The organism is Sulfurimonas sp., assembly GCF_016744025.1.
Lineage (GTDB): Bacteria > Campylobacterota > Campylobacteria > Campylobacterales > Sulfurimonadaceae > Sulfurimonas.
Map to the genome: position 1 here is coordinate 1 of NZ_JADGFC010000054.1, position 15030 is coordinate 15030.

Annotated in this window: 21 protein-coding genes; 5 read left to right on the forward strand and 16 right to left on the reverse strand. The window is 30.3% G+C overall.

Translation table 11 applies throughout. The features are described from left to right. Nucleotides 1–68 precede the first annotated feature (68 nt). The gene (locus QZZ48_RS08840) at nt 69–260 is read left to right on the forward strand and encodes a hypothetical protein (RefSeq protein ID WP_294964520.1); all 192 of its coding nucleotides are present in this window, start codon (nt 69–71) and stop codon (nt 258–260) included. Here the strand turns inward: QZZ48_RS08840 and QZZ48_RS08845 are convergent. The 15 genes from QZZ48_RS08845 to QZZ48_RS08915 form a co-directional block, all read right to left on the reverse strand. Further along, the gene (locus tag QZZ48_RS08845; protein WP_294964523.1) at nt 257–1702 is read right to left on the reverse strand and encodes a phage portal protein; all 1446 of its coding nucleotides are present in this window, start codon (nt 1700–1702) and stop codon (nt 257–259) included. The two genes, QZZ48_RS08840 and QZZ48_RS08845, sit on opposite strands and share 4 nt — an antisense overlap. A gap of 2 nt (nt 1703–1704) precedes the next feature. Further along, nucleotides 1705–1944 (reverse strand): hypothetical protein, encoded by a 240-nt coding sequence (locus tag QZZ48_RS08850; RefSeq protein WP_294964526.1) that lies wholly within the window; start codon nt 1942–1944, stop codon nt 1705–1707. Nucleotides 1945–2015: 71 nt separating this feature from the next. Next, complete coding sequence (locus tag QZZ48_RS08855; RefSeq protein WP_294964529.1) at nt 2016–2216, reverse strand: hypothetical protein; 201 nt, start codon at nt 2214–2216, stop codon at nt 2016–2018. Next, nucleotides 2203–4017 (reverse strand): phage terminase large subunit family protein, encoded by a 1815-nt coding sequence (locus QZZ48_RS08860; RefSeq protein ID WP_294964531.1) that lies wholly within the window; start codon nt 4015–4017, stop codon nt 2203–2205. The genes QZZ48_RS08855 and QZZ48_RS08860 overlap by 14 nt, the downstream gene beginning before the upstream one ends. Next, nucleotides 4014–4652, reverse strand: a complete 639-nt coding sequence (locus QZZ48_RS08865; RefSeq protein ID WP_294964534.1) for a hypothetical protein — start codon at nt 4650–4652, stop codon at nt 4014–4016. The genes QZZ48_RS08860 and QZZ48_RS08865 overlap by 4 nt, the downstream gene beginning before the upstream one ends. 378 nt (nt 4653–5030) lie before the next feature. Continuing rightward, the gene (locus tag QZZ48_RS08870; protein WP_294964537.1) at nt 5031–5561 is read right to left on the reverse strand and encodes a phage tail protein; all 531 of its coding nucleotides are present in this window, start codon (nt 5559–5561) and stop codon (nt 5031–5033) included. A gap of 3 nt (nt 5562–5564) precedes the next feature. Next, nucleotides 5565–6641: a site-specific integrase gene (locus QZZ48_RS08875; RefSeq protein ID WP_294964540.1), complete on the reverse strand. Its 1077-nt coding sequence runs from the start codon at nt 6639–6641 to the stop codon at nt 5565–5567. Next, on the reverse strand, nt 6641–6769 hold the full coding sequence (locus QZZ48_RS08880; protein WP_294964543.1) for a hypothetical protein: 129 nt from the start codon (nt 6767–6769) through the stop codon (nt 6641–6643). Before QZZ48_RS08880 ends, QZZ48_RS08875 begins: the two co-directional genes overlap by 1 nt. Before the next feature lie 91 nt (nt 6770–6860). After that, complete coding sequence (locus tag QZZ48_RS08885; protein WP_294964546.1) at nt 6861–7088, reverse strand: hypothetical protein; 228 nt, start codon at nt 7086–7088, stop codon at nt 6861–6863. Then, a complete protein-coding gene (dcm, locus tag QZZ48_RS08890) occupies nt 7088–8167 on the reverse strand; it encodes a DNA cytosine methyltransferase (protein ID WP_294964549.1) in 1080 nt (359 codons plus the stop codon). The genes QZZ48_RS08885 and dcm overlap by 1 nt, the downstream gene beginning before the upstream one ends. Further along, nucleotides 8167–8850 carry a hypothetical protein gene (locus QZZ48_RS08895; RefSeq protein WP_294964551.1) on the reverse strand — a complete coding sequence of 228 codons (684 nt, stop codon included), beginning with the start codon at nt 8848–8850 and terminating at the stop codon, nt 8167–8169. Before QZZ48_RS08895 ends, dcm begins: the two co-directional genes overlap by 1 nt. Before the next feature lies 1 nt (nt 8851). Continuing rightward, a complete protein-coding gene (locus QZZ48_RS08900; protein WP_294964554.1) occupies nt 8852–9772 on the reverse strand; it encodes a helix-turn-helix domain-containing protein in 921 nt (306 codons plus the stop codon). A 236-nt stretch (nt 9773–10008) separates the two neighbouring features. Then, complete coding sequence (locus QZZ48_RS08905) at nt 10009–10833, reverse strand: hypothetical protein (RefSeq protein WP_294964557.1); 825 nt, start codon at nt 10831–10833, stop codon at nt 10009–10011. Nucleotides 10834–10836: 3 nt separating this feature from the next. After that, entirely contained in the window at nt 10837–11337 is a 501-nt protein-coding gene (locus QZZ48_RS08910) for a phage regulatory CII family protein (protein WP_294964560.1), read from the reverse strand. A gap of 157 nt (nt 11338–11494) precedes the next feature. Next, nucleotides 11495–11716: a hypothetical protein gene (locus QZZ48_RS08915; protein WP_294964563.1), complete on the reverse strand. Its 222-nt coding sequence runs from the start codon at nt 11714–11716 to the stop codon at nt 11495–11497. A 105-nt stretch (nt 11717–11821) separates the two neighbouring features. Between QZZ48_RS08915 and QZZ48_RS08920 the strand changes: the two genes are divergently transcribed. Both QZZ48_RS08920 and QZZ48_RS08925 read left to right on the forward strand, forming a co-directional pair. Beyond that, entirely contained in the window at nt 11822–12568 is a 747-nt protein-coding gene (locus QZZ48_RS08920; protein WP_294964565.1) for an XRE family transcriptional regulator, read from the forward strand. 2 nt (nt 12569–12570) lie between these two features. Next, complete coding sequence (locus tag QZZ48_RS08925) at nt 12571–13011, forward strand: DUF2511 domain-containing protein (RefSeq protein WP_294964567.1); 441 nt, start codon at nt 12571–12573, stop codon at nt 13009–13011. 11 nt (nt 13012–13022) lie between these two features. Here QZZ48_RS08925 and QZZ48_RS08930 read toward each other — a convergent pair whose 3' ends face one another. Further along, a complete protein-coding gene (locus QZZ48_RS08930) occupies nt 13023–13457 on the reverse strand; it encodes a thermonuclease family protein (protein WP_294964570.1) in 435 nt (144 codons plus the stop codon). A gap of 185 nt (nt 13458–13642) precedes the next feature. Between QZZ48_RS08930 and QZZ48_RS08935 the strand changes: the two genes are divergently transcribed. Both QZZ48_RS08935 and QZZ48_RS08940 read left to right on the forward strand, forming a co-directional pair. Then, complete coding sequence (locus QZZ48_RS08935; protein ID WP_294964572.1) at nt 13643–14272, forward strand: ParA family protein; 630 nt, start codon at nt 13643–13645, stop codon at nt 14270–14272. Beyond that, nucleotides 14253–15030 (forward strand): ParB/RepB/Spo0J family partition protein (locus QZZ48_RS08940; protein WP_294964574.1); only part of this gene is annotated, 778 nt, incomplete at its 3' end. The genes QZZ48_RS08935 and QZZ48_RS08940, both read left to right, overlap by 20 nt.

Consider the following 15030-nt stretch of genomic DNA (forward strand, 5'->3'; position numbering starts at 1 on the left):
ATAGTATTATATATTAAACTATTTTATATTTAAGGTTTTATCAATGTATCTTTTGTTAAACTTCTTTTATGAAAAATGTAACATATAAAGATATAGCAGAATTTATCAATAAATCAGAACAACAAATTAAGTGGTATAAAAGTAATAATTCAGATATGCTAGAATTATTAAAAGTTGGGGCATTTTGTAAAAAAAACAATATATCAATAGAAAAAATAAAAAAGTGTGTTGAACTTCAAGAGTTAGCTAAAGATAGCTAATCTTCATCTTTACTTTCAATAATATTCCCAAGTTCCACATCACTCATTAAAGTTATTCCGTACTTTTCTCTTAAATCTTTTTCATAAGCTAATTGCTCATACAGTTCTTCAATATCCATACCCATTTCAGCAGCTAATTGTGAGTGTGTTTTTAAACCCTCTTTTATTGCTAGTATATTCGCTTGTACATCTTTCAAGGGGTCAATCCAATCAAACTTTCTAGGCATCCAAGTAGGAGCAATAAATTTATCAATCTTAAAATATGGTAATGCTACAGATTGAGTAAGTAGTGCCATATCTAACCAATCAGCAAACACATCATCAAGTAAGTGTTCAGTCAACCATTTTTGTAAATCTTTCCATACTTCTCGCTCTTCTATAATACCACTTCTTAAACTAGAAAAATTTACACCCTCTAAATCATTTGCTAAAGAGTTGTAACTTACATCAAGTCCACTAGCAACACCTCTAAGTACAACTTTCATAAAATCTTTAAATGCAGCATTTGGATGTTGTGGGTCATAAGCTTCAAAACCCCATCCCTCCGGTAATACTTCAAATTCACCAGGTGTAACTTCATTTATTGGTGTACCATTTACTTCACTATCACCAGCATATTCACCCTCGGCTTGATTTCGTGTATAAAATCCCGCTTTACTTGCTCCAAGTCTTGCACCTACAAGTTCAGCTTCTTCATAACCGTTTATCATTTTCATTCTAGTCATAGCACTTGCCATCCACGGTACACCGCGAGTAGCACTAATTCTTAATGGTAAAAATAGGTGATTTATTTCATCAGCTGGTATTCGCTCTCTCGTAATATCTCTAGAAGTAAGTGTTGAATTGCCAGGATGTGTTTTGTGAAGATGATAAGCTATAGGTTTGTTCCATTTATCATACTCAATACCCATTAATATATTTCTATTTGTATCAGTAAATTGTTCATCTAAGTGGTCGGCTTCTAATAACTGTAAAGCAAATCCACATTCATTATCAAAACCTTTTACTTTTCTTACAAGAACTTCACCATCTTCAGCTAATGTACCCATAATCATTTTTTTAATATCTATAAGTGAATATTTACCAGTAACATCACAATTACCTTTTTTACCCCATTTTTTATATGCAGTTTCTATAGTTTTATTTGCTTTTTTATCAAGATTACCGTTCGTATCTTTTGCTTGATTTTGTAATTTTATACCTTGGCTTCCAACAACATTAGATTTAATCATTCGTTTAAATTTCTTTGCATAGTCATCATTTCGCATAAGTTCACGACTTCTATTACGAATACTTTTTAAATCTCTTTTTATATCAACATCAGCGGTATTATTTGAGGGTATCCAAGAAGCATAAAGATTACCAGTATTTGCAGCACTAAAAGATTTCTTTTGTCTTACTGGTGCTTTAGCTCTTTTTATTTCAAATCCAAGTATTTTCATCATTAAAACCTAGTTAAAACTTTTCTTCTTGGATTTCCAAGTCCAGCGGCTAAATCAGTTGCTACTTGTTCAGCTTTAACTTCACCCTTATATTGTCTTCTTAATGTTTGAAGTTCACTAAAAGAGTATTTTTCTAAAGACCTACCAGCTATTTCATACTTAGCTACATCATTATCAGCTTTACCAAGTAGCATAGTTTCAATTTTAGTTAACATTTGTTGTGCAAAAGTAGGTTCAGCCAAAATCTAATCCTTAGTTTTTTATATTGACTGTATTATTTCAAAAAAGCAGGGTAATTAAAAAGGGACAAATATTATATTTTAAAAAGTTTTTTATATTTTTCTGTTTCATTTTCTAATATAGTTTGAACAAATAAGCTAGGTGTCATATTTAATTCTTCACAAATAAGCTCTATATCAACTATTGTAGATGTTTTTAATCTTAAATCAAATTTCATTTTAGGATTATCACTCTTGGGTCTTCCAACACCTTTTTTTTCATTACTTATATCCATTTAGCCATCCTCTTTTATTTGATTTCTTTTTGAGTTTTACCTCAATCTCTTTTTTTACTGGTTTAATATTCTCTTGAATTTTCTTATAATTTGGATTTAATATTGCTAGTGCTGCTAAATTATAAACTGTATAATCTAGTGCTTCATTTCGTGGTCGTGTAGGCTTCCATATTCTAACTGGTCGCCCCATTTTGAAAGTAGTTACAATTTTTTCACTCGTAAGCATTTTAAAATACTCTTCATCAAAGCTTTTGTTAAAGTGCATAAAGCCCTCACCAAACTCTTCAAGTTGTAACCTTGAAAATATCAACTCTTTAGCTGTATCAGTTCCAACAGTAAAGAGTTTCACTTTTAATTTATTTGATGTGGTCGGTCTTGATACAATAGGTTTACCAGCTATAGATGAACCTTTGATTGCGAATACTCTTTTTATCTCTCTTTTTTTACAATATTTATATACCTCATCTGTAAAGTGACCACCACTATCAATACAAGTACAAGATACTCTTAGCTGAATACCATCAGCTCTTTTATATGTTGCATTTATAATATTGTCTAAATCATCCCATACTTGCTTTTGACTTGGTTTACCCTCAATCCTAAAAGGCATTACACCCCAGCTTTCGTTACCATCACCCCAAGCTTTTACCTCACCCTCTAATCTATCATCTTGAGTATCAACCCCACAAGTAAGTACAGCTACTTCATTTGATAAAACCGTATAATCTTCACGGTTAGCCATAAGCTTACTATCTTCAATTTGTTCACCTTGGTCTTCTTCCCAAGTTTCACCTAAAGAAGTATTGATAAAAGTTTTAAGAGTGTGTTGTGATTTTTTAGCTTCTATACAAGCTGTAGCCATATCTGATAATTTAACCCAAGGGCTATAAATCTCATTTAACCAAAAACCAGCTACACCGTTTGCTTCACGACCAGCTCTCCACTCACCTTTACTTACTGCTCTCCACCTAGTACTATCATCCCAACCACCTCCACAATGTTCACAAAAGTATTTAGCTGTATTTGGATAATGTTTAATAACCTTACCATTACTATCAGTATCTTGTTCCCAAGAAACATTAGACCATTTAAGAACTTGAGGCTTATCACAATCTGGACACGGTATATAAAATTTTCTCTTATCACTATCTTCATAAGCTGCTTCAATTCTACTAACATCTTTTATAGTAGGTGTTGATGTAAGCATTCGTTTTTTATTCCAAAATGTGGTAGTTCTTTTAAATGCTAAATTTACAGGGTCACCCTCACTACCAGCACTTGCTGGGTATCTATCTACTTCATCACATAATACTACTCGTACTGGTCGTGAAGCTAGTGAGCTTGGACTATTTGCACCAGCCATAGTAATATGACCACCGGGAAAAGTTTTATGCAAAATAGTATTACCACTATCTTTAGCTTTACTATCTCGTACCTTATGAGTTAAAACCTTTGTATCTCGTACCATTGGTGCTACTCTATCTTTTGAAAATGCTTGTGCCATATCTAAAGTTGGTTGTAAAAGTAGCATAGGGCTAGGGTCTTGGTCTATAAAATAACCAATGATATTTAGTAACACTTCGGTTTTACCTACTTGTGCTGAACTCATCCAAACAACAGTATGAATACTTGGGTCACTAAATGCTTCCATTAAACCTCTCTGATATTCTGCTCTACTTGTTCGCCACTTTCCACTTTCAGCTGAAGCTTCACTTGATAATTGTCTATACTCATCAGCCCACTCTGATACAGTTAATTTTTTAGGTGGCTTTACAACTTTTACACATTCAGAGATAATCATTCTACATCTTCCAAATTGCTAAGTTCTTCTAGTAGTTCATACATATAACTTTCAACAACTACAGCTACATCTTTTTTTTCAGTTAGTCCAACTAAGTCGCTTGAAATTTTTGTTGGTAATGCTAGTGCTTTATCTCTAAATGCTTTTAATATTCTTTGAACATCTTTTATAATTTGTTCTTTTGGTATTAAAAGTTTTTCGCCCTCTAAGTATTTTTGCTGATTAATCTTACCAGTCCAAAAATCTTTAATAATTTGTACTTTTTGATTACCAGTACTAGCAGTTAATAACAAGTCTTTTAGTTCATCTAAATTATCTTGATTGTATAAGTCACTATCTTTAATATTTTTGCTAGTAGCTTTTTCAATTTCCGGTATTACTTTTTCAGTTGTCAAGTTTTTCTTTACAACTGATTTTTTCGCGGGCGAAATTTTATCTTTTTGATTTGCTTCTCTTTGATTATCTCTTGATGGGTCTTTATTTTCTAAGTAAGTTTTTAAGGCACAATCTCGCACCAATCTTTTACCCTCAAAACATTTAGCAAAGATACCTTTTTTTACAAGCTGATTTATGGCTTGTTTACTAACACCATTTGCTTCAGCTAATTCTACTTGTGAAATAAATTTTTTACTCATAAAGTAAAGCCCAAACTGAAACAACACTTAAAGTCAAGTAAGTAGTCAAGTGCTTGACTTTTTGCTTTAAAGTTCGACTACATAGGACTTCAAAGCTATTTTTTAAACTAAATGAATAAATTGAAAAGTCAAGTAACTTTAAAAATTCTATGTCTAGTTTTATTTCGCACTCGCTAGTACCCTTATGGCTAAACCTCTGTATAGTACCTTTTAAAGGGCTTTGTAGCCATTTCTCAATTCCTCTTATATATTCCATATAGTTACATTTAAGTAATGTGTTAGTTAATGTGCTATGAACTCCCATCATTATTTTATTAGCTGTAGTTCTACTGTTAAGATTGTGTGGTAAATTTTCTATACTATTTATATACATAAGTTTTAGCCCTTTCCAAGGTAAAAAGCTAGGTTATCTTTTAGCTTATTACCGGCTTCATTTGTGACCATATTATCAGCTTCTTGTAGTATCTTTTTATTGAACATTTGGGGTATTGATACTGTTTGAACTGCCTTAATCTTTTGTGTCTTACCAACTCTATGAAGTATTGCTTTACCATTTTTAGCTACAAAAGAGTTTCTTAGTATGCTTCTACCCTTATCCTTTTTAATTCGCACACTCACACTACCTCTCTTCTTTAGCACTTTAGCACCAAACCTCATTACATTTCTTCTTTCACTATTTATCTCAATCTGATACCTCATATCATCATATCTTGACCGTTTTACTTTCATATATCTCTTAACATCCCTAGCTTGTATGTTGTATGTTTTTCTAACTCCCTTAGTCATTTGAGTTTTCATCTTCATACCCATATCATTTACAGTTCTATTGAGTGCTTGTTTAAATGCTTTTGGGTTAAGTTGCTTCAATACTTCATCTACTCCATTAAGCTTTATGTCTAAATCTATCATCTGTTACCTTTTATATAATTCTTGAACAAAACCACGACCACTATCTGGGCTAAGTTTTGCATACTTCAAAGTCTGTTTAATATCTTTGTGGTTCATTAGTTTTTGTATCTCTTGAATTGATACACCTGCAATAGCTAAGTGACTTGCGAATGTATGTCTAAGTGTATGAATTACAACACGATTAGCTCTATCATCTTTGTTTAAACCTTTATTGAATTGTTTAAATATTATGTCAAGTGCTAGATATACTTGTTGATATTTCATAGCAGCACCATCAAGTGAAACTACGTAACTATTAGCACTAAACTTTTTAATATGTTGTACGACTACATCAAAATCAATATCATCTAAATACCCAACATAAGTATTTTTTCTTTTAAAATCTTTGATAGTTATAGATTTATTTTCAATGTTAATATGCTTCTTTTGAATACTCAAAATACTTACAGCCCTTGCTCCAGTTCCAAGTGCAATTTTTACAAATAGTTTTAAAATAGGATTAGAGTAAACATTACTTTTAAGTGTATATATTTCATCACTACTTAAATATCTAAGCCGTGTATTGTTTATCTTAAATCTTTTAATATCTCTAAATGGACTATATGCGATAATCCCTCTTTTAATTCCAAAATTAATAATTCTTACACACAAACTTACATACTGTTTTATACTAGCTTGGCTATATCCCTCACTTGTTTTTAATGCTCTAAGCTCATCAATTAAACTATCATCTAATCTAGCTATAACAACATCACCAAAACTATCTTTTATGTGCTTTTGATACTGTTGTTCATATCTCTTTTGGCTTGATAATTCCAAACTAGAAAAATATCGTTCAGCTAACTTATTAAAAGTTAAATGTTTAAAACTCTTTTGGCTTAAATCTATACCGTGTCTTTGTTCGCTTAGTATTTGGTTTCTAAGTTCAATACACTTTTTTTCAGTTATACCCTCGGACTTTCTACCTACTTTTTGATAAGTATTTTTACCACCAACTTGATAAACTATGAAGTATGATATATCATTATTTTTAAGATGATTAAGCTGTACTTTGTAGCCATATCTTTTAGAGCTAACCATTAAAACCACACCCACCTAACAACATCTACAACTACATACCAAAAACAAAGCTCACCAATCAAATGATTTAGATTATTTGTATATACAGCCTTTGGTCTATCTATCCAATATATCAATCTGTTTATCATTTCAGCCATTCCTTTTTTATTTTTCTACTATCATAAACAAAGCCAAAAATAGTACATTCAACATATCTATCAATAGCCTTACTTATCACTCTTATTTTATTTCGCCCGCGAAAATTTGACCTACTATTTTTGTTGCTTGTTCCCAAGTTCTTACATAGGCTTTTGCTCCGTGCCATCTGTCTAGTTTTTTGTATTTTGTTACCCACGATTTAACACCATTCATATCTTTGTAAATGTAGTATTTTTTATCATCACCATCACCATCTATATCAATACCTACATCAAATTTTTCATTAATTGGTTTAATCCTTACACCCATTAAGCAGCCAATCTATTTTTATTTTTATCCAACCATTGCTTTTTAACTTCAATAGCTATTTTATAAGTCATTAGTGGAGGTACACTCATACCTATTAAGTAGTGTGGTGGTTGGTCTAAAAAGTTATAATCTTTTGGAAATGAACCGATTTTAATTCTTTCAATATCATTGAGGTATCTTGGTTCATCAAATAAAACTATCACATCTTTTTTAGCTGTTAAAGTGTTACAAACCCCATCCATATAAACATAATTTTGACCAAACCCAGTATTAGGTTTATTTCTATATCTAGTATTTGTACAGCTAAAATCTTTATCACCTTTTAATCTATGTGACCAAATTTCTTTCATAAAATCACTTAAAAAATATTGACTATTAGATTGTGTATAAATTTCTTTAAAAGCTATTTTTCTATCATTGAAGTTCAAATCAATTCGTGGTTCAGCTCCAAATAAATCAACAGTATCAAACTGTAAATCTTTTCGTATAGCCATAAAAAACACTCTTTGTCTTTTTTGTGGCACTCCCATATCACTAGCATTTAAGAGCTTATGAGTAACAACATAACCAGCTTCATCAAGTTGTTTATAAATTTGTTCTACATACCATTTGTTTTTTTCTTGAAGTAATCCTTTTACATTTTCAGCTATTACTACTTTTGGTTGTAACCGTTTAGCTAATTTGATAAACTCAAAAAACAAATCATCTAACACTTGAGTAGTTTGACCCTCTCTAAATTTTACTTCTTTACCTTTTTTATCATCAGCTGCTAAGTTTGCACCACTAAATAAACTACAAGGTGGGCTACCATCTAAAATATCAAGACTATAAAGTTCAGCTGGTAAATCATCAAGTTTTACAAACTCTCTAATATCCATATTAAAATTAAAATCAGAGTTAAAATTTTCTAAGTAACAGTTATTTACTCGTGGGTCAATCTCAACATTACCAACAACATCAAATCCAGCCATTTTATAACCCATACTAGACCCCCCCCCACAACTAAAACAGCTAAATACTTTTAAACCATTTCTTGGAACATTGTTTAAATCTTTTATTGACCAATCAAAACTAAACATTATGCAGTCACTCTAACTTTATTTGTAGCCTTACTTAGCATTGCAGCCATATTAGGGTTTATAGTTTCTTGTGTTACCTCTATTGGTTCATCATCAACCATTTTTATAAGCTTTTGCTGTTGGTTGTAACCTAGTTGGGGAACATTACCAAGTGCTACAGCTGTATCTTTTATTTTTTTCTCAATACTTTTTTCATAAGCTCTTTGTATCATTTGTATTAGTCCATAAGTATCATTTCTACGACCATATAAATAATGCCAGTCACCTATAGGATTTAAAATTACTAACATTTTATTAGTAAAAGTTGGTGTTTTATTTTCAGTACCGGGTTCTTTATCTGAAAAATGCTGATATGTTAAAAATTCAGGTGGTGGAGTATGATTATCAAAAATACCAAAAGTAGCTTCTAGCTTTTTTAAAAGCTCTTTTGTTTGTTCACCTACTGAAGCATAGAACTTAGAGAACTTAATACTTTTATAGCTATTGATTGCACTTGTAAATAGGTCTAAAGGTCTTTTAAAATCAGCTTTAGCATTTCCAAGGTGATTTATAAATTCAAGATACCACTCATCTTTTATAAATCCAGTTTCAACTTCTATATACTCTTTGTTTATGCTGTTTTCTATGCTTATCTTTAAAAAATCAGCTACAGACTGTATAAAATCATCTCTTCTAGTTCTCATCTTACATTTCCCCCATTAATCTATTTACATAATCTTCATCACTCTCTTTTGGCTTAGTTTGTTGTTCGGCTCTTCTTTGCATATACCACTCATACTCTTTGTCTTGTATAACACTCTCTAAGTCTTTGTGCATACCCCAGTTTAATTTTTCTTTAGCTTGAAGTGTTGCTATTTCTTGAGTAAAACCTTTTTGTCTATCTTGTACATATTCAATTAGCACTTCAGCTATAGATTTTGTATTTTGTTGAGGCTTTGATTGTTTAGATACATTTGTGTTATTTTGTCTAAGAGGATAAAAATCTCTCCAGTTAGCACTAATTGCATTTTGGATGATTTCAATATTTCTACCATACTCAAAATATTTCTTTAATAATCTTTCTTGTATAGCTAAAGTAGTTTGTAGTTTCATCTTTTTTCTAAGTGATGAATATTCTAAAAATATATCTTTCTCTTCTTTATTTAATTTATTAAATAAATGATGATTAAATAAAGATAGTGATGGTTTAGGTAAAGCCTCTTTACTTTGACTATCGTTTTGAGGTGTAGCCTCTTTACTTTGACTAGGTGGTAAAGCCTCTTTACTTTGACCCTTTTTAATATCAAATCTAAATAAAATATCTTCATCTAAAATAGGTATATGAATTTGAGGATAAACTATATAAATTGTTGATAATCTTCCACCACCTTTTTTATTTTGTTTAGTATTTCTCTTCTTAGATAAAATAAAATTGTTTTGCTCAAGCTCTTTTAAATGCTTAATTATTGTAGGTTTAGATAATGCTGTTTTATTGATTAATGTATTTAGTGATGGGTAGCAAAAGCCCTCATCATTTGCATTATCAGAGATTGCTAACATTATTAATTTTTTGTTGCTGTCTAGGTTCTCATCTTTAAAAACCATAGTCATTATTTTTATACTCATATTTATATCCCAGTTCCATCCAAATATGAATTAGCTTTTAATTGAAGAGCTAGTAAGAACTGGATATAATTACTAACTCATATTTGGATGTTATTCATTTGTGTGTTCAGCTATAGGATGTGTGGTCGTCAAACTTAACACATTCTATAGCCTCAATAAAACCTATCTTTCAATAGGCTCTATGAAGCCACTATCTACTTCTTAATATTACCGTTCACTTTCGTTCACTACAAAAGCTACAAGTGGTCACAAGCGAAACGACAACCAATGTACCAATTCGAATTCCAAACAAAGCTGTTCCAATGCGAGGCACGAGAACCGGCATTAACCCCATGGACACGGGTGCCACCCAGTAGAACTCTTAGATTATCTTGACTATTGTATTTGTCCTTACTCCAAACCCATATAACACCAGTAGCTTGTTCAATTCCATATCTTGATGTAAAGTCCTCTATATGCTTTATAGTTCCATCATCTTTATCTTCAGCACTTACACCCTCTTTAACACCGTACATAGCTTTTCTAAACTCTTTTTGAGTTAATGACCGTTTTTTATGTGACTTAGCAATTTTATCAACTACATCACCTTTTAGATTTTTTTCATCAACTGGTATTTTTCTACTATTGTAATCATCACCAGCAGCTATAATAGTATTTGCTTTAGATGTTCCATTATCTTTATGTTCGCTATTTAGTAAATAAATATCTACCCATATTTTAAGTTTAGGAATAAATACCATACCCTCCGGGTTACACTTAGGTTTATGTTTTTTATCCCAAATCGAATAATGATTAATACCAGCTATTTTAGTTGCTGATTTTTCATTAATATTATTAATAGCCTTAAAATCTTCCGGGATAAGCCCATAATGAAAACCACCAATAAGCTTAAACATTTTAAGATTTTTCAACTCTGAAATAATAAAATTACTATCTTTTTTGTTTTTATGTATGTAATAATCAGTACCAGCTGTTTTTACTATTTTTTCACTATCATTTAATGATAATTGTTTACCATCAACCTCTATCGTGTGTGCAGTTATCTTTTTAATTTTTATCATTTTTTATTCCTTATTTTTTATTGCAGTGTGTAAAACTAAATCTTTTAGTTCAGCGTTTGCACTTTCTGCTTCATCTATCTCTTTTAAAATTGCTTCTTTTTCTTGCGGTGTAATCACTCCATCAGCAATAGCTTTTTTAACTACTCTAAACACATCATTATTTTCAATACTTGCCATATCAACAAGTAGGTTTATATCACTTGTAGTAGCTTTATCTTGATGTTTTGGTATAAGTGCAAGGTCAAATTCATTAGACATAAGTTCTAATATTCTATAGTCCTTGGTAAGATTACAAATTGACATAATCCTATCTACACTTAAAGTCATTTGTGTATCTTTTGGGTTTAGTTGTCTATAAAGTACACCAGTAGTAGTACCAAGTTCAGCAGCAACCACATCTATCTTACAAGTGTGCTTATCCATATAGTCACTAACTACTTTATGGGCTACTTCATATACTTTTACATTTGGTAATTCACCTGTATCAAAAATTTTATTTAACATTTTTTTGCTCCTTTTTTGGTGTATGTTTGATACTCAAATTAAGAATATATATCGATAATTTATTTTGTTGTTCAATATTTAATTTTTTAATTTTCTGTATCAAAAAAATTTCTTGATGTGTCAAGTGCATATCCATTTTTACTCCTATAAGATTCTTTTATTTTGTAGTTGTGCTACAGCTATGTTTTTTTATATCATTCTTTATATAAGATTTAATATCAAACCAAACATCAAACTTTATATGATATTTAGAATGAAGCTCAACAATATTTTCATATTTTGGTCTTCTTTCGCCTCTTAATATTAAATCAGCACCAGAGTTAGTATAAAAATTTAAAAGTGCTTTTTTTAATTTTTTTCTTGTATATAACTTTTTCATAATGAAATACTACAGTTAGTGTTCTTAAAATAAACTTTAAAGAACACCAATTGTAGCAACAATAAAGATATAATATGTATTCTAAAATACACTAAGGAGTGTTTCGTGCTAATAGATAATGAAGATTTACCAAACTTGTTTTCAGCAAAATTAAGATTTTTTATGGATAAGAAAAAAATTACTGGTAAAGTAATTGGTGAAAAACTTGGTGTTTCAAAATCAACAGCAATTAGCTGGGCTAATGGTACAAGATTTCCTAAAGATATTTTAAAAATCAATGAACTAGCTGATGTACTAGGAGTGTCTTTTTTAGATTTACTTCCTATTACACATAAAGAAAAAAAGACAATAGTAAAAAATGCACTTGTAGATGAATTTGAACAATATATTGATTACTTACCTACAAGCATATTACCTGACAACCTAAAAACTGTATCACTTACTAACGGTTATATTGGTGCTGGTAGTTTTGGTGTAAATGATGATATTGAAGTTGTAGATAAAATATATGTTGATATAAATACTATAGAAAAAGCCTATAGGAACAAAGAGCTAGAAGCTATAAGAGTAAGTGGTGATAGTATGAAGCCTTATATAAATGATGGTGATATAACTTTGTATTGTAAGTTTAAGAATGGTGAAAAAGCTATGGGTGATGGTAAATATATCATAAACACTAACCAAGGTGAACAAATTAAAAATATTAAGTTTATGCTAAATGGAAACATTAGAATTATAAGCGAAAACCCAAGCTATCATACTAAAGATGGTTATGATGAAGAGATAGACAAAGAGAGTCAGGAATACTTAAACATCATAGGTAAAGTTGTTGGTAGAATTTTAAAAGGATAATAATGAATGATATAGTTAAATGTAAATCGTGTAAAAAAGATGTAAGACTAGATGATGAAAAATGTGAACATTGTGGCATAGATAATCCAGGATTATCAAAAGGTGAAACCTTTACGTGGATAGGGATAGTATTAGTAATTGGTTTTGTTCTATCATTAGTATTTTCAGATAGTAAAAAGACTATACATAAAGAAGATTATGGCGATAAATGGGCTTTTACATCAGATAGTGCAATACTAAAATGTTATGAAGATGGTGATATAAAATCACCAGTTGTAATAATTGATGATGTACCTTATGGATTAACTGGATTTGCTGATAATAAATATGGTCAATCTGATTTAAAAGCTTTTAATAAAGTTTGGCTACAAGATAAAAATAATCCGGGACTTATGGTAAATACTGGTACATTTCAAAAAGAAGCTACAGAACTTTGTGAATAAACCCTTATGGTTTATTCACACCAATCTATCTTAGTGCCACCATCATACTTTACAGCTAAATTATTCTTTATTAGTTCATTAGCTATAGGTACACCATCTACATAAACATCAGCTAATATCCTAAAGTATTTACCTCTTTTTATATTCTTTAACTCTATTAGTTCAGCACCTTTTAAAAGTGATTCTGTTAATTTTTTAGCAGCTAGTGCTAAATCTTTTTCTTTTTTACACTTAGCTCTTTTTTCAGGTGTATCAATACCCAAAATTCTTACACTCATTCTATAACCTACTATTTTTGGATAACCTTTTATATTAGCCCTAAATGTATCACCATCATAGATACTTGTAACCTCTTCAACAACTGCATTTTCAAAAACTATATTTTTCAATGCTTCAGCATTTGCACTAAGTGTTAAAACTATTAATAAAATTATTTTTATAAACATATAAATCCTTTTCAATATTATACATAATTATTAATTCATAGTAGTTTCAATATAAAATATTATCAATACTACAGTTAGTGTTCTTTGTAAGCAAACTTTAAGAACACTAACTGTATTCTTTTAATACAACAATATTTAAACGGTTATAAATATTTATAGCTTCTTAAATTATAAGGAACTGGAAAATGATAGTAACAATAGCACATACAAAAGGTGGAGTTGGTAAATCTACTTTAGCTTGGCATATAATCTTTATGTTTATAATGCTTGGAAAAAGAGTAAAAGTAATTGACCTTGATTTTCAACAAACTACATACTTTTTAAATCAAATTAGAGTTAGTAGTGGACTTGATGGTTTAGAAGTAGAACAGCCACAAGATATAGAAGAACTTATATCACTACTTGAAGATTATGATGAAGATATAGTTATAGTTGATATTGGTGGTTTTGATAATGATATGAACCGTACAGCTATATCTTATGCTGATAAAATCCTAGTACCAATATCAAATAGTGTTACAGAGGTTTTAGGATTTAAAACATTTGAAGCGATACTTGAAGATATTACAACTCAAAAGCTAGATTATCCTTTTGTAAATGTGGTATTGAACAACATACACCCACTTACAAAGAACTTTGATGTGATAACTGAAGCTATTGGCAATAATCCACAAATGAAACTTCTAAAATCAATCATACGAAATAGAAAAGTATATAAAGATACTTTAGGTGTAGGAAAATCAGTATTAGATACAAATGATACACCAGCAATAGAAGATATTAAAAGGCTATGTGATGAACTTACAAGCCATTAATACAGCAACAAAAGGTAAAACTAAAACTGGTGGTATAAGTTCATTTTCAGAGCTTGAAATTAGCAAGGTGTACCCAAACCCAAACCAACCTAGAAAAGCTTTTAACGATATAGAAGAATTAGCCAACAGTATTACTACAAATGGACTAATTCAACCTATAGCCGTTGTTAAAACTGATAAGGGCTATATGATTATAAGCGGTGAAAGAAGATTTAGGGCTTCACAATATGCAAAAGCTAAAACTATCAAAGCCCACATCATAAAAGCTACTGATAAAGAGATACTAGAACTTGCACTTGTAGAAAATATCCAAAGGGATGATTTAACTGATTTTGAAAAAGCTAAATTTATAAATCAACTTTGGGCTAGTGGAAATTATGCAAAGAAACAAGACCTAGCAACAGCAATAGGTAAATCACCAACATATATATCTAAAGTATTTAAAGCTGTAAAAATATGTGATGAAATTATCCAAGATATAGAAGAGAATAAAAAAGATATAGGACTAGAAGTCCTACAAGAACTTAGCAATGTAAAAGATAAAGATGTTCAGCTTCAAATGTATCGAGATGGAACAAAAAGGGATGATATAAGAGATTATAACCAATCTCAAAAGAGTAGCAAAATTTCGCCCGCGAAAAAAGAACCAGTAAAAGTATGGGAAATAAAAAGTAATTTTTTTAATAAAGATGGCTTTACAAATGAAACTATTATTGACTTATCAAATTATTTAGCAGCTCAACCTATGCCAAAACAAT

Bases quoted from the DNA above. Each gene is read 5' to 3' on its own strand.
- QZZ48_RS08910 (WP_294964560.1), bottom strand. From the start codon at position 11,337: ATGTTAAATAAAATTTTTGATACAGGTGAATTACCAAATGTAAAAGTA.
- QZZ48_RS08845 (WP_294964523.1), bottom strand. From the start codon at position 1,702: ATGAAAATACTTGGATTTGAAATAAAAAGAGCTAAAGCACCAGTAAGA.
- QZZ48_RS08875 (WP_294964540.1), bottom strand. From the start codon at position 6,641: ATGGTTAGCTCTAAAAGATATGGCTACAAAGTACAGCTTAATCATCTT.
- QZZ48_RS08855 (WP_294964529.1), bottom strand. From the start codon at position 2,216: ATGGATATAAGTAATGAAAAAAAAGGTGTTGGAAGACCCAAGAGTGAT.
- QZZ48_RS08925 (WP_294964567.1), top strand. From the start codon at position 12,571: ATGAATGATATAGTTAAATGTAAATCGTGTAAAAAAGATGTAAGACTA.
- dcm (WP_294964549.1), bottom strand. From the start codon at position 8,167: ATGTTTAGTTTTGATTGGTCAATAAAAGATTTAAACAATGTTCCAAGA.
- QZZ48_RS08895 (WP_294964551.1), bottom strand. From the start codon at position 8,850: ATGAGAACTAGAAGAGATGATTTTATACAGTCTGTAGCTGATTTTTTA.
- QZZ48_RS08870 (WP_294964537.1), bottom strand. From the start codon at position 5,561: ATGATAGATTTAGACATAAAGCTTAATGGAGTAGATGAAGTATTGAAG.
- QZZ48_RS08840 (WP_294964520.1), top strand. From the start codon at position 69: ATGAAAAATGTAACATATAAAGATATAGCAGAATTTATCAATAAATCA.
- QZZ48_RS08885 (WP_294964546.1), bottom strand. From the start codon at position 7,088: ATGGGTGTAAGGATTAAACCAATTAATGAAAAATTTGATGTAGGTATT.
- QZZ48_RS08935 (WP_294964572.1), top strand. From the start codon at position 13,643: ATGATAGTAACAATAGCACATACAAAAGGTGGAGTTGGTAAATCTACT.
- QZZ48_RS08905 (WP_294964557.1), bottom strand. From the start codon at position 10,833: ATGATAAAAATTAAAAAGATAACTGCACACACGATAGAGGTTGATGGT.
- QZZ48_RS08930 (WP_294964570.1), bottom strand. From the start codon at position 13,457: ATGTTTATAAAAATAATTTTATTAATAGTTTTAACACTTAGTGCAAAT.
- QZZ48_RS08865 (WP_294964534.1), bottom strand. From the start codon at position 4,652: ATGAGTAAAAAATTTATTTCACAAGTAGAATTAGCTGAAGCAAATGGT.
- QZZ48_RS08900 (WP_294964554.1), bottom strand. From the start codon at position 9,772: ATGAGTATAAAAATAATGACTATGGTTTTTAAAGATGAGAACCTAGAC.
- QZZ48_RS08860 (WP_294964531.1), bottom strand. From the start codon at position 4,017: ATGATTATCTCTGAATGTGTAAAAGTTGTAAAGCCACCTAAAAAATTA.
- QZZ48_RS08880 (WP_294964543.1), bottom strand. From the start codon at position 6,769: ATGATAAACAGATTGATATATTGGATAGATAGACCAAAGGCTGTATAT.
- QZZ48_RS08915 (WP_294964563.1), bottom strand. From the start codon at position 11,716: ATGAAAAAGTTATATACAAGAAAAAAATTAAAAAAAGCACTTTTAAAT.